This window comes from Phormidium tenue FACHB-1050, from assembly GCF_014696925.1.
Lineage (GTDB): Bacteria > Cyanobacteriota > Cyanobacteriia > Pseudanabaenales > Pseudanabaenaceae > Pseudanabaena.
In genome coordinates, this window is sequence record NZ_JACJQY010000002.1 from 19,955 (window position 1) to 39,360 (window position 19,406).

At 41.8% G+C, this 19,406-nt stretch carries 17 protein-coding genes; 4 read left to right on the forward strand and 13 right to left on the reverse strand.

The window, feature by feature from the left end:
- Position 1: 1 nt before the first annotated feature.
- The 3 genes from H6G05_RS01550 to H6G05_RS01560 all read right to left on the reverse strand — a co-directional run bounded on the left by H6G05_RS01550 (position 2) and on the right by H6G05_RS01560 (position 3,501).
- On the reverse strand, positions 2 to 508 hold the full coding sequence (locus H6G05_RS01550) for a phage tail protein (RefSeq protein WP_190575728.1): 507 nt from the start codon (positions 506 to 508) through the stop codon (positions 2 to 4).
- Positions 505 to 681, reverse strand: coding sequence for a hypothetical protein (locus H6G05_RS01555; RefSeq protein ID WP_190575730.1), 177 nt, complete (start codon positions 679 to 681; stop codon positions 505 to 507). Before H6G05_RS01555 ends, H6G05_RS01550 begins: the two co-directional genes overlap by 4 nt.
- A 402-nt stretch (positions 682 to 1,083) precedes the next feature.
- Positions 1,084 to 3,501: a PstS family phosphate ABC transporter substrate-binding protein gene (locus H6G05_RS01560; protein WP_190575732.1), complete on the reverse strand. Its 2,418-nt coding sequence runs from the start codon at positions 3,499 to 3,501 to the stop codon at positions 1,084 to 1,086.
- 124 nt (positions 3,502 to 3,625) lie between these two features.
- Here H6G05_RS01560 and H6G05_RS01565 point away from each other — a divergent pair, with 124 nt between their 5' ends.
- Positions 3,626 to 3,835, forward strand: a complete 210-nt coding sequence (locus H6G05_RS01565; RefSeq protein WP_190575733.1) for a Nif11-like leader peptide family natural product precursor — start codon at positions 3,626 to 3,628, stop codon at positions 3,833 to 3,835.
- A gap of 57 nt (positions 3,836 to 3,892) precedes the next feature.
- Here H6G05_RS01565 and H6G05_RS01570 read toward each other — a convergent pair whose 3' ends face one another.
- The gene (locus tag H6G05_RS01570) at positions 3,893 to 5,611 is read right to left on the reverse strand and encodes a tetratricopeptide repeat protein (protein ID WP_322096308.1); all 1,719 of its coding nucleotides are present in this window, start codon (positions 5,609 to 5,611) and stop codon (positions 3,893 to 3,895) included.
- Between the two features lie 253 nt (positions 5,612 to 5,864).
- Positions 5,865 to 6,602, reverse strand: a complete 738-nt coding sequence (locus tag H6G05_RS01575; protein WP_190575734.1) for an energy-coupling factor ABC transporter ATP-binding protein — start codon at positions 6,600 to 6,602, stop codon at positions 5,865 to 5,867.
- A 146-nt stretch (positions 6,603 to 6,748) separates the two neighbouring features.
- On the opposite strand from H6G05_RS01575, the gene H6G05_RS01580 reads away from it, so the two are divergent.
- Positions 6,749 to 7,423 carry a pentapeptide repeat-containing protein gene (locus H6G05_RS01580; protein ID WP_190575735.1) on the forward strand — a complete coding sequence of 225 codons (675 nt, stop codon included), beginning with the start codon at positions 6,749 to 6,751 and terminating at the stop codon, positions 7,421 to 7,423.
- Between the two features lie 76 nt (positions 7,424 to 7,499).
- On the forward strand, positions 7,500 to 10,718 hold the full coding sequence (locus H6G05_RS01585) for an eCIS core domain-containing protein (protein ID WP_242025183.1): 3,219 nt from the start codon (positions 7,500 to 7,502) through the stop codon (positions 10,716 to 10,718).
- Between the two features lie 185 nt (positions 10,719 to 10,903).
- Here H6G05_RS01585 and H6G05_RS01590 read toward each other — a convergent pair whose 3' ends face one another.
- The 4 genes from H6G05_RS01590 to ndhC all read right to left on the reverse strand — a co-directional run bounded on the left by H6G05_RS01590 (position 10,904) and on the right by ndhC (position 13,783).
- Entirely contained in the window at positions 10,904 to 11,608 is a 705-nt protein-coding gene (locus tag H6G05_RS01590) for a hypothetical protein (RefSeq protein WP_190575736.1), read from the reverse strand.
- 558 nt (positions 11,609 to 12,166) lie between these two features.
- Entirely contained in the window at positions 12,167 to 12,694 is a 528-nt protein-coding gene (locus H6G05_RS01595; protein WP_190575737.1) for an NAD(P)H-quinone oxidoreductase subunit J, read from the reverse strand.
- Positions 12,684 to 13,424 carry an NADH dehydrogenase subunit K gene (locus H6G05_RS01600; RefSeq protein ID WP_094533116.1) on the reverse strand — a complete coding sequence of 247 codons (741 nt, stop codon included), beginning with the start codon at positions 13,422 to 13,424 and terminating at the stop codon, positions 12,684 to 12,686. The genes H6G05_RS01595 and H6G05_RS01600 overlap by 11 nt, the downstream gene beginning before the upstream one ends.
- On the reverse strand, positions 13,421 to 13,783 hold the full coding sequence (gene ndhC / locus H6G05_RS01605) for an NADH-quinone oxidoreductase subunit A (protein ID WP_094533114.1): 363 nt from the start codon (positions 13,781 to 13,783) through the stop codon (positions 13,421 to 13,423). Before ndhC ends, H6G05_RS01600 begins: the two co-directional genes overlap by 4 nt.
- Before the next feature lie 386 nt (positions 13,784 to 14,169).
- Here ndhC and H6G05_RS01610 point away from each other — a divergent pair, with 386 nt between their 5' ends.
- Positions 14,170 to 14,904 (forward strand): biliverdin-producing heme oxygenase, encoded by a 735-nt coding sequence (locus H6G05_RS01610; protein WP_190575738.1) that lies wholly within the window; start codon positions 14,170 to 14,172, stop codon positions 14,902 to 14,904.
- Between the two features lie 42 nt (positions 14,905 to 14,946).
- On the opposite strand, the gene hemH is transcribed toward H6G05_RS01610, so the two are convergent.
- The 4 genes from hemH to H6G05_RS01630 all read right to left on the reverse strand — a co-directional run bounded on the left by hemH (position 14,947) and on the right by H6G05_RS01630 (position 19,371).
- Complete coding sequence (gene hemH, locus H6G05_RS01615) at positions 14,947 to 16,098, reverse strand: ferrochelatase (protein WP_190575740.1); 1,152 nt, start codon at positions 16,096 to 16,098, stop codon at positions 14,947 to 14,949.
- Positions 16,099 to 16,419: 321 nt separating this feature from the next.
- Positions 16,420 to 17,163, reverse strand: a complete 744-nt coding sequence (locus tag H6G05_RS01620) for a cobalt-precorrin-6A reductase (protein ID WP_190575742.1) — start codon at positions 17,161 to 17,163, stop codon at positions 16,420 to 16,422.
- Between the two features lie 155 nt (positions 17,164 to 17,318).
- Entirely contained in the window at positions 17,319 to 18,656 is a 1,338-nt protein-coding gene (locus tag H6G05_RS01625) for a DHHA1 domain-containing protein (RefSeq protein WP_242025184.1), read from the reverse strand.
- 70 nt (positions 18,657 to 18,726) lie between these two features.
- Positions 18,727 to 19,371: a Uma2 family endonuclease gene (locus tag H6G05_RS01630; protein WP_142655029.1), complete on the reverse strand. Its 645-nt coding sequence runs from the start codon at positions 19,369 to 19,371 to the stop codon at positions 18,727 to 18,729.
- Positions 19,372 to 19,406: the final 35 nt, after the last annotated feature.

The window sequence follows — 19,406 nt, forward strand, 5'->3', positions numbered from 1 at the left end:
TTTAAGAACTAGGGAAAGAACCATTTGTTGTATCTCTTGTCACTACGGTAGCAGCACCACCACCTGTCGCCGCTACGGTGAGTCCTTCAATTGCCAACGACAACTCCTCGATCGCCACAGCATTACCATCAGCTTGCAGGGATGGAGCTTGCCAGCTAACAGGAATTGCCCCGATTAGAGTCCAGCATTGCCTCGTTTCACCTGCTTGGTTAAATAGCAAAATCCGAATATTGCGTCGCCGCGATGTCGTAGCTGTAAACCAATTCCAGAAGCTCAGATCATTAGTTACCCCACGTTTAAGCGTGACTTCGGAAAACTCCGTGTGACCTAAAAGAATTTTTTGCTGATTGTTATTGCCACCCTCAAAATAGGTGTCATACTTTACCTTGGCGCTCAATCCTCCACATTCAGTAAAACACGCCACAATTGTCGAATCAGGTGACATTTCTACATAGAAATGATTGGTGGTGACATAGGACTCGGCTCTTGTAAATCCACTAGCGGTCATAACCTACCCTCATAATTTCGACCCGCCCGTTCTTTTTGTTGTCGCAGATCGTTGCTCAGGAGTTCATGAACCCTCTCGCTTAATAATCTAAGCTGTAAAGGCTCCTGTAACACTTGAGCCGCAAACTTGGCAAGTTCAGCACGTTCTTTTGCTTCGTCAGAGTGATTAGCCATAAACGTTTTGCCACGTATATGTACATGTATAAAATGTATATTTAAGTGTATATCTAACCTACAGTATAGCTCTAGTCAAGTTTATTAAAATCCACAAAGCAGTGACAATATATAAATTGTCACTGCTTTGTTAAATAGCCAATAGGCTATTTAACGTGAGTTCAGGATAAGCTACAAAATTCTAAAAGCCAAAACAGTCAAATCCTCGCTTCGCGAGGATTTGACTGTTTTGGTATTAGAGAGAGTTCGCGTCGCGAACTCTCTCTAATACCAAAACACAAAATGGCTACGCCATTTTGTGTTTTTAAAACTCTTACTGGGTTTGGTTTTCAATTCACAAAAGTGTTGCCACACTTTCGAGAATTGGTATAAAAGCTAGTTTAAAATCAACTCGAACTAAGGTTATTTAATTGGGAATTTTAAAGGGATTAGCCCAGTTTGCTTTAGTAAATTTTGAGCTTCCTCAGTTCGCATGATCGAGACAAAACGCTCAGCGATCGGTATTCGGCGGTTATCGCGGGTATAAACCACCGAAATGGGATAGGCAAGGGGATAAACTTGATTGATAAAAGCACTGTAGTTTTGGCTATAGCTACCTTTCTCATTACAAAGATCAACGTCGGGAGTAATATTCTTGCCAGTTTGCCAAACTAGTGGTGCAACAAAGGATTTATTATCATCGGCTAAGGTGAGTGGATAGACGGAGCATTGCCCAAAAACCTGACTAATTGAGCCAAAGGAAATACTGCCAATGTTGCGCTCCTCAAAGTCTTGAATTACCCGCCGCAGTGAATCAAAAATAGATAGTGAAGTAATGCCATTATTTCCTTCTTGAGCAAGTTGGCGGAAAGCAGCGATCGCGGCTTCATCTTTTAGCACCCGTTTCTCAAAAATTCTGATTGATTCATCATCTAGGGGCATGTAGAGTTTTACAGGCAAGTTAGGTCCTCCCAACTGTCGCCAATTAATAATCTCTCCTGTATAGAGTTGGTGTAATTGGGCGAAGGTGATTTTACCTTGCAGTGCCGTTGGTAAGCTGTTATCGCGTTGGGCATAACTAAAAGCGACAAACACCGATAAGCCATCATAGGCAATATCTTGAGTTATAAAGTTACCACCAAGATTATCAGGCAAACTAGAAATAGCAAAATCGGCTTGGTTAGATTGTAATTGAGCGATCGGAAATCGATTAGAAGTCTTATCGATACTCTTATCAACAGTTACGGGCTGATAGTTAAGCTGTAGTTTTGGCTGACGTTTTTGCAATTCTTCTTCGAGAGTTGAACCCTTAGCAATCAAGTTATTTTGTAAGAGTGTGTAATTCCAAGTGCCATTCTTATCAGCCGTATAGGTAAACTTACCTTCAGGAATGTCAGATATTTGATTAATGCAGCAAGGAAAATTGAGATTGGCGGCTTTTGGTGGTTGAGTCAACCAGAAATATAGCAAGAAAAGCAGTAGCAATAATAGAATCACCCCGATCGCGATCGCAATTACTTTCTTGGTTAGCCATCCCCACCAATTTTTCTTAACTGGTGCAACTTCCTCTTGGTCAATAAATTCTAATAGATCCTCGCGTTCTATTGGTATACGCAATAACGCTCGCCTTGCCACTTCTGCACTGTTATAACTAGTTTCGCCAAAACCAATTAAGTTTTGGATAAACTTTTTCAGTCTTAGATTAACCTTGTCACCCCAATGATTGAGGTCATGGGGATTTAAACAAGTACGATTTTCTAAATCGATGACCCCGCCTTTTAAGAGATAGAAAGCGATATAGCCCAAGTCTTCAAGATCGCGATTGATAGAATAGGCAGGTGTTTGCACATCGGGTGGATAAAAGCGATCTTCCCAAAGCGCCATATCATTGAGATAGACCGTAAATCCCTGAAAATCTGTTCGGATTGCAATGCTATAAAAAGTTAAGTTCCCGTGAGGCAAGTCTGAAGTTACCACCCCAGAACGCAATCGATATTTTTGTGAATGTAATGACTCAAGGGTTTGTAAAGCTTGATTGAGAAAAGATTTGACCTGCCAGTTACTCATCGCACCATGTATAGCCAAATATTCCGCTAGGGCGATCGCTTCATCATTTTTTTGCAGGATCACATAACAACGCTCTTCACGAGCATCTGCGATCGCCTCTATTGGGGTAATCAACCGCGAGTCTTGTTTTCTTCCGTCTGAGAGTTTCAGTTCTGACGAGGTTTCAAAGTTACGTTTGCAAGCTCTAGTTTCCTGCTCATTAAAATATTTTTTGGGAATTACATATTCTTTCAATAAAAATGATTCCCCGTCTGTGAGTTTAGTCGCACTATAGATGCGACCAGTGCCACGAATGCCAATATAGTTATCTACTTCATAAACACCGTTTCTACCACGAATTTTGACTTCAGGTGGTAAGCTGGCTGGGAATTGACATTTTTTACAATATTTATTATTAGGGTTATCGGTGACGGTTTCGTGGGGATATTCGCACCGAAATGGATTTGATTCTTGACATTGATAGCGCAGAAATTGTGGCTTAATCTGCCAAATCGTCCCTACCCTTTGATCAACTGCAATTTCTTTTAAGACTTCCTTAGTCTCAATCTTTTCTGGCAGTCCTATACCTTTAAAAGAAGTAATTGAAGGTGGCTCAATGCCCAAATCATCCTTCAGAAAAGGAATTAGAAATCGTAAGGGCGTAGGAACGTTTTTGTTTAAAAATTCAACAAATTTATTACCAATCAGCCCATCAATAGTGCTAAGAAACTGCCCCCAAACGTCAGTGATGCGTTTCCAGAATTTTTGCCAAACATTTGGAGCTTTCCTAGCCATAGATTGCTTGCCTTATTCTTGCTAGACTATTATCGATTACACAGGTGTGATTTGTGGCAAAGTTTGCATTGTTTATACATTCTTGTCCAAAGCATATCCCACCACTTTACTCCTAATCAAGGTTATGGCAAGAGAGCAAGTGGCTCGTCTCTATCGAGCCGCCAAAACAGATTCACTCCTCAAAGCAAAGCTAAATCAAGCACCTGATCTTGAAAGTTTTGTGGAAATGGCAAAAGCCGAAGGGTATGACTTCACAATCGAAGAATGGCAACAGATGACTAATTTTGAGGTCGAAGAATTAAAGTGTCATCTTTCAGAAATCCCAGGTATTTAGCTTGTAGCGCGTTGCGATCACAGGTATAGATGGGGCGCGAAGCGCCCCATCTATACGCTATGGCTTTACTGGCTTAGGTTTTAAACGCTCGATCGCGATCGCCTTATTGATCGTGGCTTGAGTTTGATTAGGATTAAGTTTAAGAGCTTGATCAAAGGCAACCAGTGCATCCGCATTACTATTTAGAGCTAGTAAAGCCAATCCTCGACCTGTCCAATAGTCTGAATTTTTGACATCGATCGCGATCGCCCGACTATAGGCATTAGCTGCTTCAGCATTGCGACCAAGTGACATAAGCGCCAAGCCACGATTAAACCAAGCTGTGTCTGATTTAGGATTGATCCCCAATGCTTGTTGACTTGCCATCAAGGATTCCTGAAACCGATTGAGCCGCCATAGTAAAGCTGATTTATTCGTCCAAATATCAGCCAGAAAGATTTGACTACCAATATTGGCATCGCCTTCGATTGCTTTGTCATAGGCTTTTAAAGCTTCTTCGGTACGTCCTAGGGAAGCCAGAATGCGCCCATGATTGAACCATGCTGTGGATGAATTTTGATTGAGGGCGATCGCTTGATTCGTCGAGGAAAGAGCTAGGTCAAAACGTCCCAACGCCCAAAGAGTAGCCGCCCGATTGCCCCAAAAACTAGCTTGACTGGGCTGAAGTGCGATCGCCCGATTTGCGGAAGCAAGAGCCTCTTCATACTTGCCTAGCCCATTAAGAGCATTAGCTCTCTGATCCCAAGCCCAAGCAGGACCCAGATAGTCCCACTGTTGATCACCTTCTTGGAGCGCTGAGTTACAGGCTGCTAGAGCCTCTTTATATTGGCGAAGTTGGTTGAGTGCTGCACAGGAATTAGCCAAGGCGAGGGAATATTTCTCTTTAGCCTTAAGCGCCCATTCCTGTGAAGCCAAAGCTTCGGCATAACGTCCCAATCTCCATAAAATCATCCCCTGCTCAGCCCATGCCTGAGCATTGGTTGGCTCGATCGCCACAGCCTTATCGTAGGAAAAAAGGGCTTCATCAAAGCGTTTTAACTGATTCTGGACTTTCCCCTTAGTTTTCCAAGCGATCGCAGGTGTCGCCTTGCCCCAATTAGCATTTACCTTGATGGCGCGATCGCAGTCTTGGATCGCATCGGCAGCTCGATCAAGCGAGACAAAAATATCACAGCGTTCGGTTAAGGCTAGCGAATAATTAGGATTTGAGCGAATGGCTAGTTCAAGGGATTCTAGAGCCTCAGCAAGTTTTCCTGCCCGTTTTAATAAAGCCCCTTGGATATACCACACCATTGCGGGTGAAGCATCAGCCCAGTTTTGATCAAGACGTAAAGCCAACTCACAGGAGGCGATCGCATCTTCATAGCGTTCTAACTCATTCAAAGCGCCACAACGCTTGGCTAAGGCTCCTGAATTATCTGGTTGCAACTTAATAAAGCGATCATAGGATACGACTGCTTCGGTATACATCGCTAAACCAACCATCGCATCACCACGTTCTAGCCACGCGATCGGCTCATTAGTATTTAAAGTAATCGCCTGATTGCATGCCTCAACCGCCTCCTTATATTTACGCGACTTGACCAAAGAACTACAAAGCGAAGCCCAATAGTCAAAGTCCTGTAACTTTTCTTGGGCGATCGCTTTTGGAGCAATAAATACAGAGGCGATCGGTAAGTTTAGCAGCACAATCATGAGCAACCAAAAGCGTTTACCTTGCTTGACTGACTGAAAGAAAGAACGCAAAATCATTGGTAATCCCAAGTTTTCAATCACAGATTAAAAAAAGCTGCCATAGAATACATGAAGTAAGTACTTGGGCAAAATAAATTACCAAAGCCCATAAAGTTGAACCCCTGCGGGGTTCAACTTTATGGGCTTTGATTCGTAGTTAATTATGCTCATTTACTTAATGTGATGACAGCTTTTCATATCTACATTAATTTATCATTATATTTTGATGGATTTCTTGCTGTTTAGAATAGGTCATAAAAGCCTAAGCAAATGAAGGCAATGCTTAGCGCTGCCTTCATCTGCTTAGGCTTAGTGGCATTTCCAAAGAATGCGCTAGCAAAAATTCGCGATCGCTAAGAACTTGTTTCGTATTTCCATCATAAACAACTTTCCCCTCACTCAATATGATCGTGCGATCGCACAATTCCAACACGAGATCAAGATCGTGGGTGGCAATTAACTGGGTTTCTGGCAAGGTTTGCAAAAGCTGGATTAATTGCCGACGCGATCGCGGATCGAGTTGGGCGGAGGGTTCATCGAATACTAAGACCTGTGGTTGCATCGCTAATACTCCAGCGATCGCCACCCGTTTTTTTTCCCCACCAGAAAGATTATGGGATAGACGTTCAGCATATTTAGTGACATCAAGCCCGACTGACACTAGGGCTTCCGATACGCGAATTTTTAACTCAGTTCCTTTCAGTCCCTGATTTATCGGACCAAAAGCAACATCTTCCCAAACTGTAGGCATAAATAGCTGATCGTCTGGATTCTGAAACACCAGACCAACAAAATTCCTGACTGCCATTAAATTATGTGGTGTTACCAGCATTTCACCAATCACAATTTCTCCATGCTGAGGCAGGAGAATACCATTGAGATGTAGTAATAATGTTGATTTTCCCGAACCATTCGCGCCCACGATCGCCACTTTTTCGGTTGCCTTAATCTGGAGATCGATCCCATTTAAAGCTTGAATACCATCAGGATATGTATAACTGAGGCTTTCAATAGAGATAGGATTATGGTGCATATTATGTTTTATCTAGAGCACGCATTACTCCAAGTAATAGACAGATTTGAGCATAACGTATCCAATAGTAAGGCGATCGCACTAGATTTTTGGGGTTTAATGATAGTGGCGATAGAATGTCACTACTTAAGATTGGGAGCCTAAAAATGAGTATTGCCTCTACAACATTATTTTCAGGAGTGTTTATACTAATTGGGGTTGCATTTTCCTCATCATCATTGGCTGATCCTAGTAGCGATCGTATTCAAACTTTGAATCGTCAACGCTTGATTGAAACCAATCGTTGTCAGGGTTGCAATTTACAAAATACAGATTTGAATGGGCTGAAACTAATTGGTGCAGACTTAAATAAAGCCAACCTCCAAGGTGCAAATCTTCGCAGTGTCGATCTTAGAGGAGCCAATTTACAAGAAGCAAATCTTACCTATGCAGACCTTAGTTATGCAGATTTACGCCTTGCTAAATTTGGGCAAGCAAATTTGCAGGGTGCAAACCTTAGCAATACACATTTGCTTGAAGCCTCCTTTAAGCAAAGTAACCTTCAAGAGTCGAACCTTACTGACACATATGCTGAGGGCTATGTTGATCCCTTTACTTCAGTTCGTCAACTTGTCAATCTTGAGGGAGCAAATTTACTCAAAGCAAATTTGACTAATGCCAAGCTAGGTTTTGCCAATCTCGATGGCGCAAATCTCAGCGAAGTAAATTTAGTTGATGCAGATCTCGAAAATGCCTCGTTAATCAATGCAAATTTAACAAAAGCAAAGTTATGTAACACGACTCTGCAAGATGGATCAGTAAATGATCAAAATTGTCGCTAAATTTTTTTGATTATGCGAGTATATGTAGTATCAAATCCATATGATGTCTCAGTAAGTAAATTTAGGGGTTAGTGGCATGTCGCGTACTTTCGATAACGAAAAAAAGCCTTCTCAATCCACGGCTTCTGTCCAACCCAAAGCAACATATTTACAAACTAGAGGCTTTGCCTCACTTCAGACGGACTTGGATGAAGATGCTCCAGTTCGACCATCTGGATACAGTGAGAATTTCCTAGAAAAAATAATTAATGAGGGCAGTACTGCGTCGTCTAATACACCAGTCCAAGCAAAACCAATGAACCGCTTGATGAAGCCGCTTCAAACTAAGCGAATAGCGATCCAAGCCAAGCTGAATATAGGTGAGCCGAATGATAAGTATGAGCAGGAAGCAGATGCCACTGCTGCTAAAGTCGTTCAAAAAATTAATTCACCAATACAGAATCAATCTGTCCAAAAACAAGAGTCTTTACAAACAAAATCTTTGGTACAGAGACGTGAAAATGTTGGTGGGGGAGAAGCATCAACTGATTTAGAGTCATCAATCCAAAGTGCGAGGGGTAGTGGTCAGCCTCTAGATGCTAACTTACAAGCCAAGATGGGGCAGGCAATGGGGGTGGATTTTAATGGAGTGAGAGTACACACGGACTCAAAGGCAGCCCAATTAAGTCAATCTGTCCAAGCCAAAGCATTTACAACAGGAAATGATATTTTCTTTAATAATGGTGAATATAATCCCAAAAGCCTTGGTGGTCAGGAGTTGTTAGCTCACGAGCTAACTCATACTATTCAGCAGGGAGCAAGTGGAACGAAACCGATACAAGCAAAATTTTCAAGTTCTCCAAATAATATACTCATTCAACGTAAATGGATGGGACTTGGCAATGAGCTATCCTCTTTGAAATCTAAAGCTAGGGTTGGCATAGGAGGTGGGCAGGTTAAAGCAGGTAAAACAGTGGATGAAGTCACTAATCCTGTAAATCCTATTTCAAAAAGGCTTAAAGAAGTGCTCAAAACACTAGGGCGTTATAACTTGCTTCAAGCTCTAAGAGATTATAATAGCTTGATTGCAGGCAATCAAAATGTAATTGACTTTCCACTTGTAGACAACTTTTTGAATTCCCATGCTGGAAACTTGAACTTTGAGCGTGACAAATTACCTCCAGGCATCAAGAGTGGAATTCCAAAAGCCGACGACAAAAACAAGAGAGATGTTAGAACTGCTGTACTAACATCTCGAATGCAAGGTTTTGTCGATACAGGGAAAAACATATTAAAAGGAGCGTTGGATGTCTACAACCAACAACATGCTCGACAGAATGTACCTAATCCCATCGTAACAGCTCCACAGACAGATGATGAGATTTTTGAGTCCCATGGAGTTGATTCTACAGACTTTAAGAGCCAGAATCTAGAATCAAGTAAAGTACTTGGGTCGGGCAGTGTAAATACAGTTTACAAGAACAAGTACAAGAATGATGACAAAGACTATGTCTTTAAACCAGATGATGAAGTTAATACTGCCTATGACCTTGATGCAGGAACGCAAGTTGGAATCCCTGAAGTTAATCCCGAATTTGCAAAGAGGGCAGTAGCCGCATCCAGAATTGACCAGCTTCTAGATGCCAATATGCTTACTAACACTGATTTTGCTGTTCAAGATGGTCAGTTTGGAACTGTTAGCGCCTTTGCGGATGGTGACCCGATGGAAAAAATTGACCCTAAGCTAAGAGACGGTATAAAGAGTGATCCTAAGTTTCAGCTAGCTTTATCTAAGCTACAACTTTTAGATATCATTTGTGGTCAAGTTGATCGTCATATTGGAAATTATCACATTGAGCTTGACACAAACGGGAACTTTGTCAAACTCACAGGCATTGACAATGATATGGCCTTTGGTTCTGAACATACAGATATTGATCAAAAAATTGGCAAAGGACGTAATGTATATGATTCTGCTACGCGAGATAAAGGAGGTAGTAATCCTAACCTAGGAAGGATGGGGGGATCGAAGCATCTTGAGCAGATAGGACGTATTGATCCCCAGTTTGCCGAGGTCATTATTAAATTGAATGTTCAATTAATCTCTGACGCTCTTAAGGATTTATTGCAGCCTAAAGAGATTCAGGCAACTATTATGCGCGTCAACCAACTCAAGCAATTCTTAAAAGATGCACAAAGACAAGAACTTGCTACAACCCTAAAGGCTCTGAATTCTAAAGACCCCCTAAAAGGTAAAAAGAAACCTAAAAAAGGTGAAAAGCAAACTATAGAGAATGCTAACAATTTAGTTGATCAATATAGAACTTTGAAAAAAGCTGGGAAGTGGGAAGAAGCATATGAGATATTACTTGATTTGAGAAAGCGGTTGAATCGTTTTGAATCTTCCGATCTAGATGACAAAGTTAAGACAGCAGCTATCGGAGACATGAAAAATGTCGATAACCTAACAAAAGAAATGCTATTTGTTAGCCAGAAGATGAATATCCCTGACTCTGTTGATGTTGTTTTAGATGTTAAGACTAGTGACTCAGCCGATAAGGCGAAAGTTTTATGGGCTTATCTTAATAAACCTTCTAAGGCAGGCGGTAATGTTGACAATGAAAAGCTGATTCTTAATCGTATTTGGAAATATGGCGATGCCACAATTAGACAGAATCTCATATCTGCTTTGGGTACTAGACAAGATCAGTTGAAGATGAGCACTTTTGCATACATCCTCGAAGCGATCGATCCAGATCATAGAATGCCTCTGAACGGTAAAGCAACTGAGTGGTATGGACAAAATAGTACTGAAAACTTCTTTACTTGGGTAAATTCAAACTCACCTACGAAAGATAAAGTTGCATACATGGACAATAATGCTCGTACATCTGCCAATGTCAAGTTTGAAGGAGGCAGGCTCTTTCAAATGGGCAAGCCAATCAATACTGGCAGTGAGGATTGGATTGTTGTTCAATCGTCTGACAACCAATTCTATAGCAAGCCTAAAGTTAGAGCCAGCGGTGGTAAAGACGGAACTCAGCATTCTAGTTTTTTGGAAGGCTTGCCAGTACAATCAGCAGGTATGCTCAATGTTAAGTCTGGTAGTCTAACAAAGGTTAAAAATCATAGCGGTCACTACGCTCCTCAGACTCGTCACCTACTAAAAATGTACTTAACACTGGAAGCTTTTGGAGTGAATATGTCTAATGTTGAAGTAGAGGATAGTGATAAATTGAAGGGAGTTAATGGTAGTTTGGGTGCTGGAAAATTTAAGGGTCAAGAATTTGTGGGTGAGGCTAAGAAGGTTATCTAGTAATTTTAGATCTAGATTAATGTCCGTTCGACGAAAGCTGAAAGTGGTGAAAATCGCAGAGCGATTTTCACCACTTTCAGCCATTTGTGCCTGTTAGGGCTGTAGCTAGCCTAATATATCTGTGGAATTGGAATATTAGAAGACAAGGGGATTAATCCCCTTGTCTCTAGGTATAAAAGCTAAATCTAGTTTGTTGATAGAGATGATTTCCATTGTACAAGACTGGGTGCATAGGGCAGTATTGTGGTTGTCAAGTCCATCTTCAAGAGAGAAAATGGGTTGTGGTCTGTGCTAGCAAGACAACTTTCTATCTCTCCAAGTTTTTTCTCCAAAAAAGGACGATTAACACTTGATAGTCTATTACCGCTAAGAATTGAATTCAACCTATTTTTGGATGATAAAATCCCTTCGCCATTAATTAAATTAGCTAAAATATTGTGCTTTACAATATCGTCTGGATAGTTTAGCCATCGAGACATTCTATCAAGTTCATGAGCTTCTTGGTATTGTGATAAAGCGATCGTACACCTTTGAACAATGATCAAAACTTCTGTTTCCATACATCCCAACAAAGCTTCAAAAACCTCAGATCGAGTTTCTTCTGACAATGAGTTAGGGGCAACTTTCTCTAAACCTAAGATAGCAGCTAAAGGATAGTAATCAACTTCAGGTGATTGTAATGCCCTAAACAAAGATGATAATCTAGAGTTCTCAGGAATTAGATTGGGATACATCAGCAAATTCGCAATTGCTTGAGGGGGCTTCCAACCCTGTAAAATTTCCTCTATTTGTTTTTTATCAGCATTTGATAAATCTAGTAAAGAAGAGTTGATTTCCAGTAGATCATCAAAGTCTTCGGCTCTCAAAAATTCACATAAATTGGTAGTCACTGGTTTTCCTACTGAACTAAAATGTCAAGGCTGTAGTTTAAGAATTCAAGTATTATTTTTTATCTTAAAGTATATATGTCATACAGCCTATTAATGCTTATCTAAAGATTAGATAAGCATTAATAGGCTGTAGCTATTTCCTCCAAACATAATTATTAATTTAGCCCGTTCGCCGCTTGTCTAGACTGTGATAAGAATATTAAGTAACTGGAGAGTAAAAGATGTATATCAAAAAGTATTGGCGAAGTCTTTTCATTTTTAGTGTTGCTTTACTCACTGCGATCGCAATCCCGACATGGCTTGACATATCTGCACAGGAAAACTGATTTGCAATACTCATTAAACTACAATAAACTAAACATACGTTGCACCTGCAAAGATTGATCTCAGGCAATTTATGGAATCTATTGCGATCGCTAGTATCCTAGAAACTTTTTTTCAGCAACCTAACGAGATTAAAATGCATTCTTATAAATTTCTTCGTTTACTTTTGCTGAAGCAAAAGTAAACGACAAGACGCATACTAAAAAAAGAAGCACCCAAAGGGTGCTTCTTTTTTTAGTATGCGTCTTGTAACTCGTAGAAGTCTGGTGTGACGTAATCCTTACGCATCGGATAACCGATCCAGTCTTCAGGCATGAGAATCCGTTTGAGATTGGGATGCCCTTCGTAGATGATGCCGTACATATCGAAGGTTTCGCGCTCTTGCCAATCAGCAGTTTTCCAGATCCAGTAGACCGATGGACAACGCGGATCAGTGCGTGGAAGAAATACCTTGATACGGACTTCTTCGAGGCGATCGCTTTTGTTGATACCCTCATCACTGAGTTTAGCGAGATGATAAACACTCACCAAACTATCACCAGCACCAGCATCATAACCACATTGCATCATCAAGTAGTTAAAGCCGTATGCATAAAGCGCAGTCGAAAATGGAAGTAAAAATTGACGATCAATTTTGAGAATGGGAACGCCTTGCTTATCCAAGCCCAAAAACTCATGATCAAAGCCATTACTCGTTAGCCATTGTGAAACTGGGGCAGTTACCTCAGTCGTAGCTAAAGCCGCTTCTTGATTATCTGCCAACGGTTTCTACCTCCTTCTGAGCCATTTGTAATGCAGGTAAAGGAATACCAGACTCAACTAATTCCTTAGGTGGAGCCATACGGCTAGGCATTTCTAGATATTGTCCAGTCAAAATTGGGCTAACTACCTTCATTTCATGCTTTACCGCATAGTAGCGATGGGTGCGATCGAGTGTAGCCCTTTCTTTAAATCCTTCAGTACCGATTTTTTTACGCAATTTAATGATCGCGTCCATGATTGCTTCAGGACGAGGAGGACACCCTGGGATATACACATCAACGGGAATCAGCTTGTCTACACCGCGCACTGTGGTATAGGAGTCGGTGCTAAACATGCCACCTGTGATGGTGCAAGCACCCATGGCGATTACATATTTCGGTTCTTGCATTTGCTCATAGAGACGCACTAGCGCAGGAGCCATTTTCATGGTGACCGTCCCTGCGGTGATGATCAAGTCAGCTTGACGAGGGCTAGAACGTGGCAATAGACCAAAGCGATCGAAGTCAAATCTGGAGCCAATCATGGCAGCAAACTCAATGAAGCAGCAGCTAGTACCGTAGAGCATCGGCCAGAGGCTAGACATTCTCGACCAGTTGTAAAGGTCATTGAGGGTGGTCAAAACGACATTATTAGATAAGTCTTGGGTGACTTGTGGGGTAGCGGCGGGATTGATGAGGCGTTGTGTTTGTTCTTCGATGCTGAAGTCCAGACCAACGTTTTCGGATTTCATGACCATTCTAAGGCTCCTTTTCTCCAAGCGTAGACTAGACCTAATACAAGAATGCTAATAAAGATTAATGCTTCTACAAAAGCAAGTAATCCTAGTTTACTAAATGCGACTGCCCAAGGGTATAAAAATACCGTTTCTACGTCAAAGATAACGAAGGCAAGTGCAAACATATAATAACGAATATTAAACTGTATCCAAGCTCCCCCAATGGGTTCACAGCCAGACTCGTAGGTGGTACGACCTGCGGCTCCAGACTGTTTTGGACTTAACAGTGCCGATAGTGCTAGCCCCGATAGTGGGACTAGCGTACAAACGATGATGAATACCAGTAAGTATTCGTATCCGCTTAAAACCAAAATTTATTACCTCTTCAAGCTAGCTTGACTAAATTCTAATTTGTCACGGTCAGCTTTCGCGATCGCTTCAAATTAGGAGATCCTAACTACATTATATGGGTGCAAGGGTAGATGAAAATTTGTAACAGACTAGAAATTTTTCTATACATTGACTTATATACTGGGATAAGGTCTCAGATGCAGTTGATTTGAGGCTTTAGCGGTGATCGCAGTTTTTTGGCTGACCCGCAATTATCCCGCAATTATATTTATTTATCCCAGCATATATTTCCATAATCGCTTTTATAGCTGTTTTTACTACTAATTTCAAAGTTCATGCTAAGTTGCCTTCGCAGTTACCTAGCGTGAGTGATACCACTATTTTTATTTAAAAAAGTTTAGGAGAATCCATGAGTCAAGGTTTAGCAACGCTTTTGCGTGTAGGTACACAAAAATCACACTCCGCAGCAGAGAGTACAGATTTTATTAAATGTTTTTTAAAGGGTGTAGTTAACAAGACAGCCTATAGCAGACTCGTCGGCAACCTTTACTTCGTTTACAAAGCGATCGAAGAAGAGTTTGAAGTTCACAAAAATGATCCTGTTCTCAGCAAGCTCTACTATCGTGAATTATGGCGTGAAAAGAGTCTTGAACTTGATATGTTGTTTTACTTTGGCTCCAATTGGCGCGAACAAGTGAAGCCTACTGCTGCTTGCGAAAAGTATCTTGCCCGTATCCGCGAGATTTCCGCTAATGACCCCGTATTGCTAGTTGCTCATGCCTATACGCGCTACATGGGTGATCTCTCGGGTGGTCAAATCCTCAAAAAAATTGCCAAGGAGTCGATGGGCTTGAATGAAGGCGATGGAACTGCCTTCTATGAGTTCGATGACATTCGCAATCATGGTGAATTCAAAAAACGCTACCGTGAAGCTTTGGATACCTTACCTGTGGATGCAGCTACGGCTGAGCGCATTGTTGAGGAAGCTAATGCTTCATTCCACATGAACATGGCAATGTTCCGTGAGCTAGAAGGTAACTGGCTACTTGCTCTAACTAAGTTTGGCTGGAATTCTCTAGTCACGAAGATTAAGGGTGAACCCACAAACACCTCTGTGCGTCGTGAATCTAAGGCGGCGAGCTAAGTATCAATAATAAAAAAGGGCGGCCCTTCGGGCTGCCCTTTTTTATTGGAAAATTTGTCCACGTCCTAGCCATAGCTCTAGTAGCAAAATTAGAAACCCTAGCATCGCTAAGCGTCCATTCCAAACCTCAGCAGATTGTGTCATGCCCCACTCCCAACGCTCTTGAGGATAGAGCTTGGTATTCTTTTGAGGCTGGATAGTTTCAGCAAAGGCTATGGGGCGATCGCTTAAAGCTTTCATCACTACGTTGGCTAAGGCTTGGATAAAAGTGGGGTCAGTGTCAGGGGCGGGAACTCGCGCAAAGGTCTCAATGCCAGCATGTTCAGCGATTTCACGATATTCCATGTCGATTTCTTCGAGGGTTTCGATATGCTCCGATACAAAACTAATCGGAACTACAACTAATTCCTTGACACCTTGTTGAGCAAGTTCCTTGATCGCCACGTCGGTATAGGGCTGCAACCATTCAACTGGCCCCACACGACTTTGATAGGCGAGCTTATAAGGATTGGAGCGATTAAGCTTCTGCATAATCAGCGCCGCACAATTTTCAATTTCCTTTTGATAGGGATCACCTGCTTCTTCGATGTAGCTGACAGGTACACCGTGGGCGCTAAAGAAGATATAGGCTTCGCTAGGATTCTTAACTTGATCGAGTTTAGTGGCAATGAGATTCGCCATCGCTTGCAAGTAGCCTGAATTGTCATACCAAGAAGGTACAACTGTATATTTGATTTTTTGTAGGTCTGGATCATTTTTCCAGATGCGATCAAGTAATCGGAAGCTAGAACCTGTAGTACTAATTGAAAATTGTGGATACAAGGGCAAAATCACTAATTCTTCGATCTGATCGCGTTTGATTTGGGCGATCGCTTCTTCTGTGAAAGGATGCCAGTAGCGCATTCCCAAATACACATGGGCTTCGTGACCATTTTGCTGAAGCTGCGATCGTAGGGCTTGCCCTTGAGCTTCAGTAATGCGCCGTATTGGTGAGCCACCACCAATTTTTTTGTAATTTTCTTGAGATTTTTTTGCACGTAGTGTTGAAATTAACCAAGCTAAAGGTGCTTGCAGTAATGGTGAAGGCAAGCGAATAATTTCTGGGTCAGCAAATAAGTTATATAAAAATGGGCGGACATCTTCTAATTTGTCTGGCCCGCCGAGGTTCAGCAGTAAAACGCCTAGTCGCCCCATATCAATCGCTATATCCCTTTATAATTTTGGATTTGTTATTAAGATCAAGTTTCATTAATTATAGCTAGGGTCAGGATCGTTATACCGTTTTGCGCTGATCTTAAACCTATATAGCAAAGCAAGTTTTGCTTAGGACATAAAACCCAAGAATCGAGTGGCGGCGCTTCGCGCCGCCACTCGATTCTTGGGTTTTGGTTTGTACTAGCTAACTACATAAAACCCAAATAAATGAAGGCAGCGCGAAGCGCTGCCTTCATTTATTTGGGTTTTATCTCTACTATAGGTTTAAAAAAAGTGTCTTCCCAAGACATTTTCAAAAATCTAAAGCAGATTTAACCATGCGATCGCCTCTTTGATACTGGTGACCTTTTCGCCTTCAGGCATGGCTGGGCGTTGCACCATCACTATCGGAATTCCCAATTCCCTTGCGGCGATAATCTTGGCATAGGTAGCATCACCGCCGCTATTTTTACTAACGATCGCCTGAATTTGATAGTCTCGCAATAATTGCCGTTCCTGTTCTAAACTAAATGGTCCACGATCAAGCAATACCTTGCTATTAGGTAATTCCAGATCGGGCGGATCGATGGAGCGCATTAAGTACCAAATATGCGGGCTAATATGCGATCGCTGTAAAAAAGGCTCTAGTTGTTGTCTCCCTGATGTAATAAATACTCGATTTACAGATTCAGGAATTTCTCTTGCTGCGGCTTCTACACTTTCTACTTCAATCCAATTGTCGCCAGTTGTCTTCTCCCATTGGGGACGAACGAGCATTAAGTGAGGAATGTTAACTGATTGTGAAGCGATCGCGCCATTAAGAGTAATTTGTCCCGCACAGGGATGTGTAGCATCAATGAGAATATCAATAGAATTTAACTGTAAATATTGCGCTAATCCCTCTGCACCACCAAATCCACCAATGCGAAATTGTCCAACTAGTGCGGCTGGTTTTTTGGTGCATCCTGCAAGGGAACTAATTACTTCTATTTCAGGAATAATAGCTAGGTTTGCGGCGAGTTTCACCGCATCGCCAGTGCCACCCAAAATGAGAATTTTTTTCATAGTTAGACCTTTTGCAGAACCGAAAGTTAAGGCTGTGAAGCCAAAGTATAGCAATGTAAGAGATAGCTAGGACATAAAACCCAAAAACATTCTAATCACAAGCATATTGTAGTAGTTGGAACAATAGCGGCTTGTGCTGTTAGTTGCAAATCATTCTAACTTTGTGTAAATAAAGCTGCAAGTTTGGCGATCGCAATGCCATACCATTTTTGCATTCTCAGCAACTCTCCATCAAGTGGTAATGTCGGTGGAAAATCGCAGATGTAGCCAAGTTCGCGCAAAGCCGAAACGATCGCACTAGGAGAAATCCACCATTGCTGAGAGATATCTAACAGGTTTAATTTTTCTATATTCTCTAAATCAAGAGATTGAACTTGAGCGCGAAATTGATCAATGGAAGGAACGGGTGGAATATGAGAACCAAGATAAATATAGTCAGGTTTGGCTGTGGCAATTAACCATTGCAGATGGGTGAAAGATGGCGGTAAAGTCCATAACACAACTGCATGATAATCTCGATCTCGAATGGGGCGATCGCAATCAACATCACCTTGAAACTTATCGGCAGGGCGATCGCATCCGTATAGCAATAATGGACGAGGCAATGGTCTGGGTGCTTCGCTGAGTTTTTGCCATTGGGGAATCTTGGTAATTACGGGCGCAGATTTATACTGCAATTGCAAATGCTTAGATGAATTTTGAGAACCTTCCATTGCTGTACCTGTAGCTTCGCGAATGCCAACTACTTCTAATTCTACTGAAGTTGTATCTTGCCACTGATTAGCGCGTAATTTGTAAGCAATATCCACATAATCGGGCACAGGACAATATTCTCCCCATCGCCATGCGATCGCTTTAATTTTGCCGTTACCTGTATCCAGTTCTAGAGAAAGATGTTTGACTTTATCTCTACCGCGAGTTTGTTGAGAAAGTACGCGCACATTTTCACTATAAAACACAGGATCGGGATTGCCGAGTCCACAAGGTTGCAGGCGATCGCATTGTTGTAGAAGTGTCATTGAGATATCACTGAGGTCAACACGCACATCAATATTAACTAGGGGCATGATGTGACTAGGTAAGATATTCTCGCGATCAGCAAATTCCCTTAGTCCATCTCGCAGTTTTTCTATATTTTCCGCAGGAAGTGTAAACCCTCCCGCCGCCTTATGTCCGCCGCCTTTGTTGCGAATAGTTTTAATCGGTTCATATTCAAGGGCTTGGAAAACATGAAATTCAGGAATCCCCCGCACTGAGAAGCGCACAGTGGCAACTTGTTCAGAATCATCATGAGCATCTTCATAACTGCCAATAAATACAGGTGCGCCATAACGTTCCACCAACCGCGAAGCGACAATACCAATCACCCCATGATGCCACCCCTCTCTCTTACTCTTCTCTCTCTTCTTGGGAGAAGGGCTAGGGATGAGGGCTTTTTCCTCTTGTGGATCATGCTCGCGCAAAAAACTAAAATTCGCTGACTGTATTTCCATTTGCTTCTAACTTAAGTTGCATATTTCTAAACTGACAAACTTCTCAATCTATATCGCTTGTTATCTCTCGTTAGAATTGCTTCATTAGCCATGCGGTGACGGTTGATTGATTTTCTTGGCGACTGCGTTCGAGAACTTGTTCTAAGATTTCAAGTTTGAGTCCAGATAGCACTAAAGATTGACGAATATGATGGCTGCTGCCATCTGGGGCGATCGCAAAGGCGTAGATTTTCATAGTTTGAACATTGACAATCCAATATTCTTTGATGCCTAGTTCTTCGTATTGCAGGCGTTTTGTGCCTAGGTCATCGTTGAAGGTGGTGTCAGATATTTCGATGACGAGATCGGGTAAGGGATATTGATCGAGGTCAATGATGCGCGTTCCCCAAGCGATCGCATCGGCATTGTCACCAATGTAATAGGAGACATCGGGCTGAAATTCAGTTTTTCCGCTTTGGCGATAGGAACAGCCATCTTTGGCAGTCATGGGAATTTGCTTTGTGGCAGCATAAAAGGAGAGGGCAAATAGAATTAATGCGTGATCGTTGGCATGATCGGAACCTGTGGACATATCCTCAAATCTCATCTGTTGTTTGTAATAGTAGCTTTTGCGTTTGTCGCTATCGGTTGCATCGGCGATCGCTACAAATTCTGACCAAGGTGCGCTAATCCATGTGTTTAGTTGGTTTGAGGCTGGTTTGAGTAATGTGTTCATAATGACTTTACCTAACTTAAACTTTATAATACCAA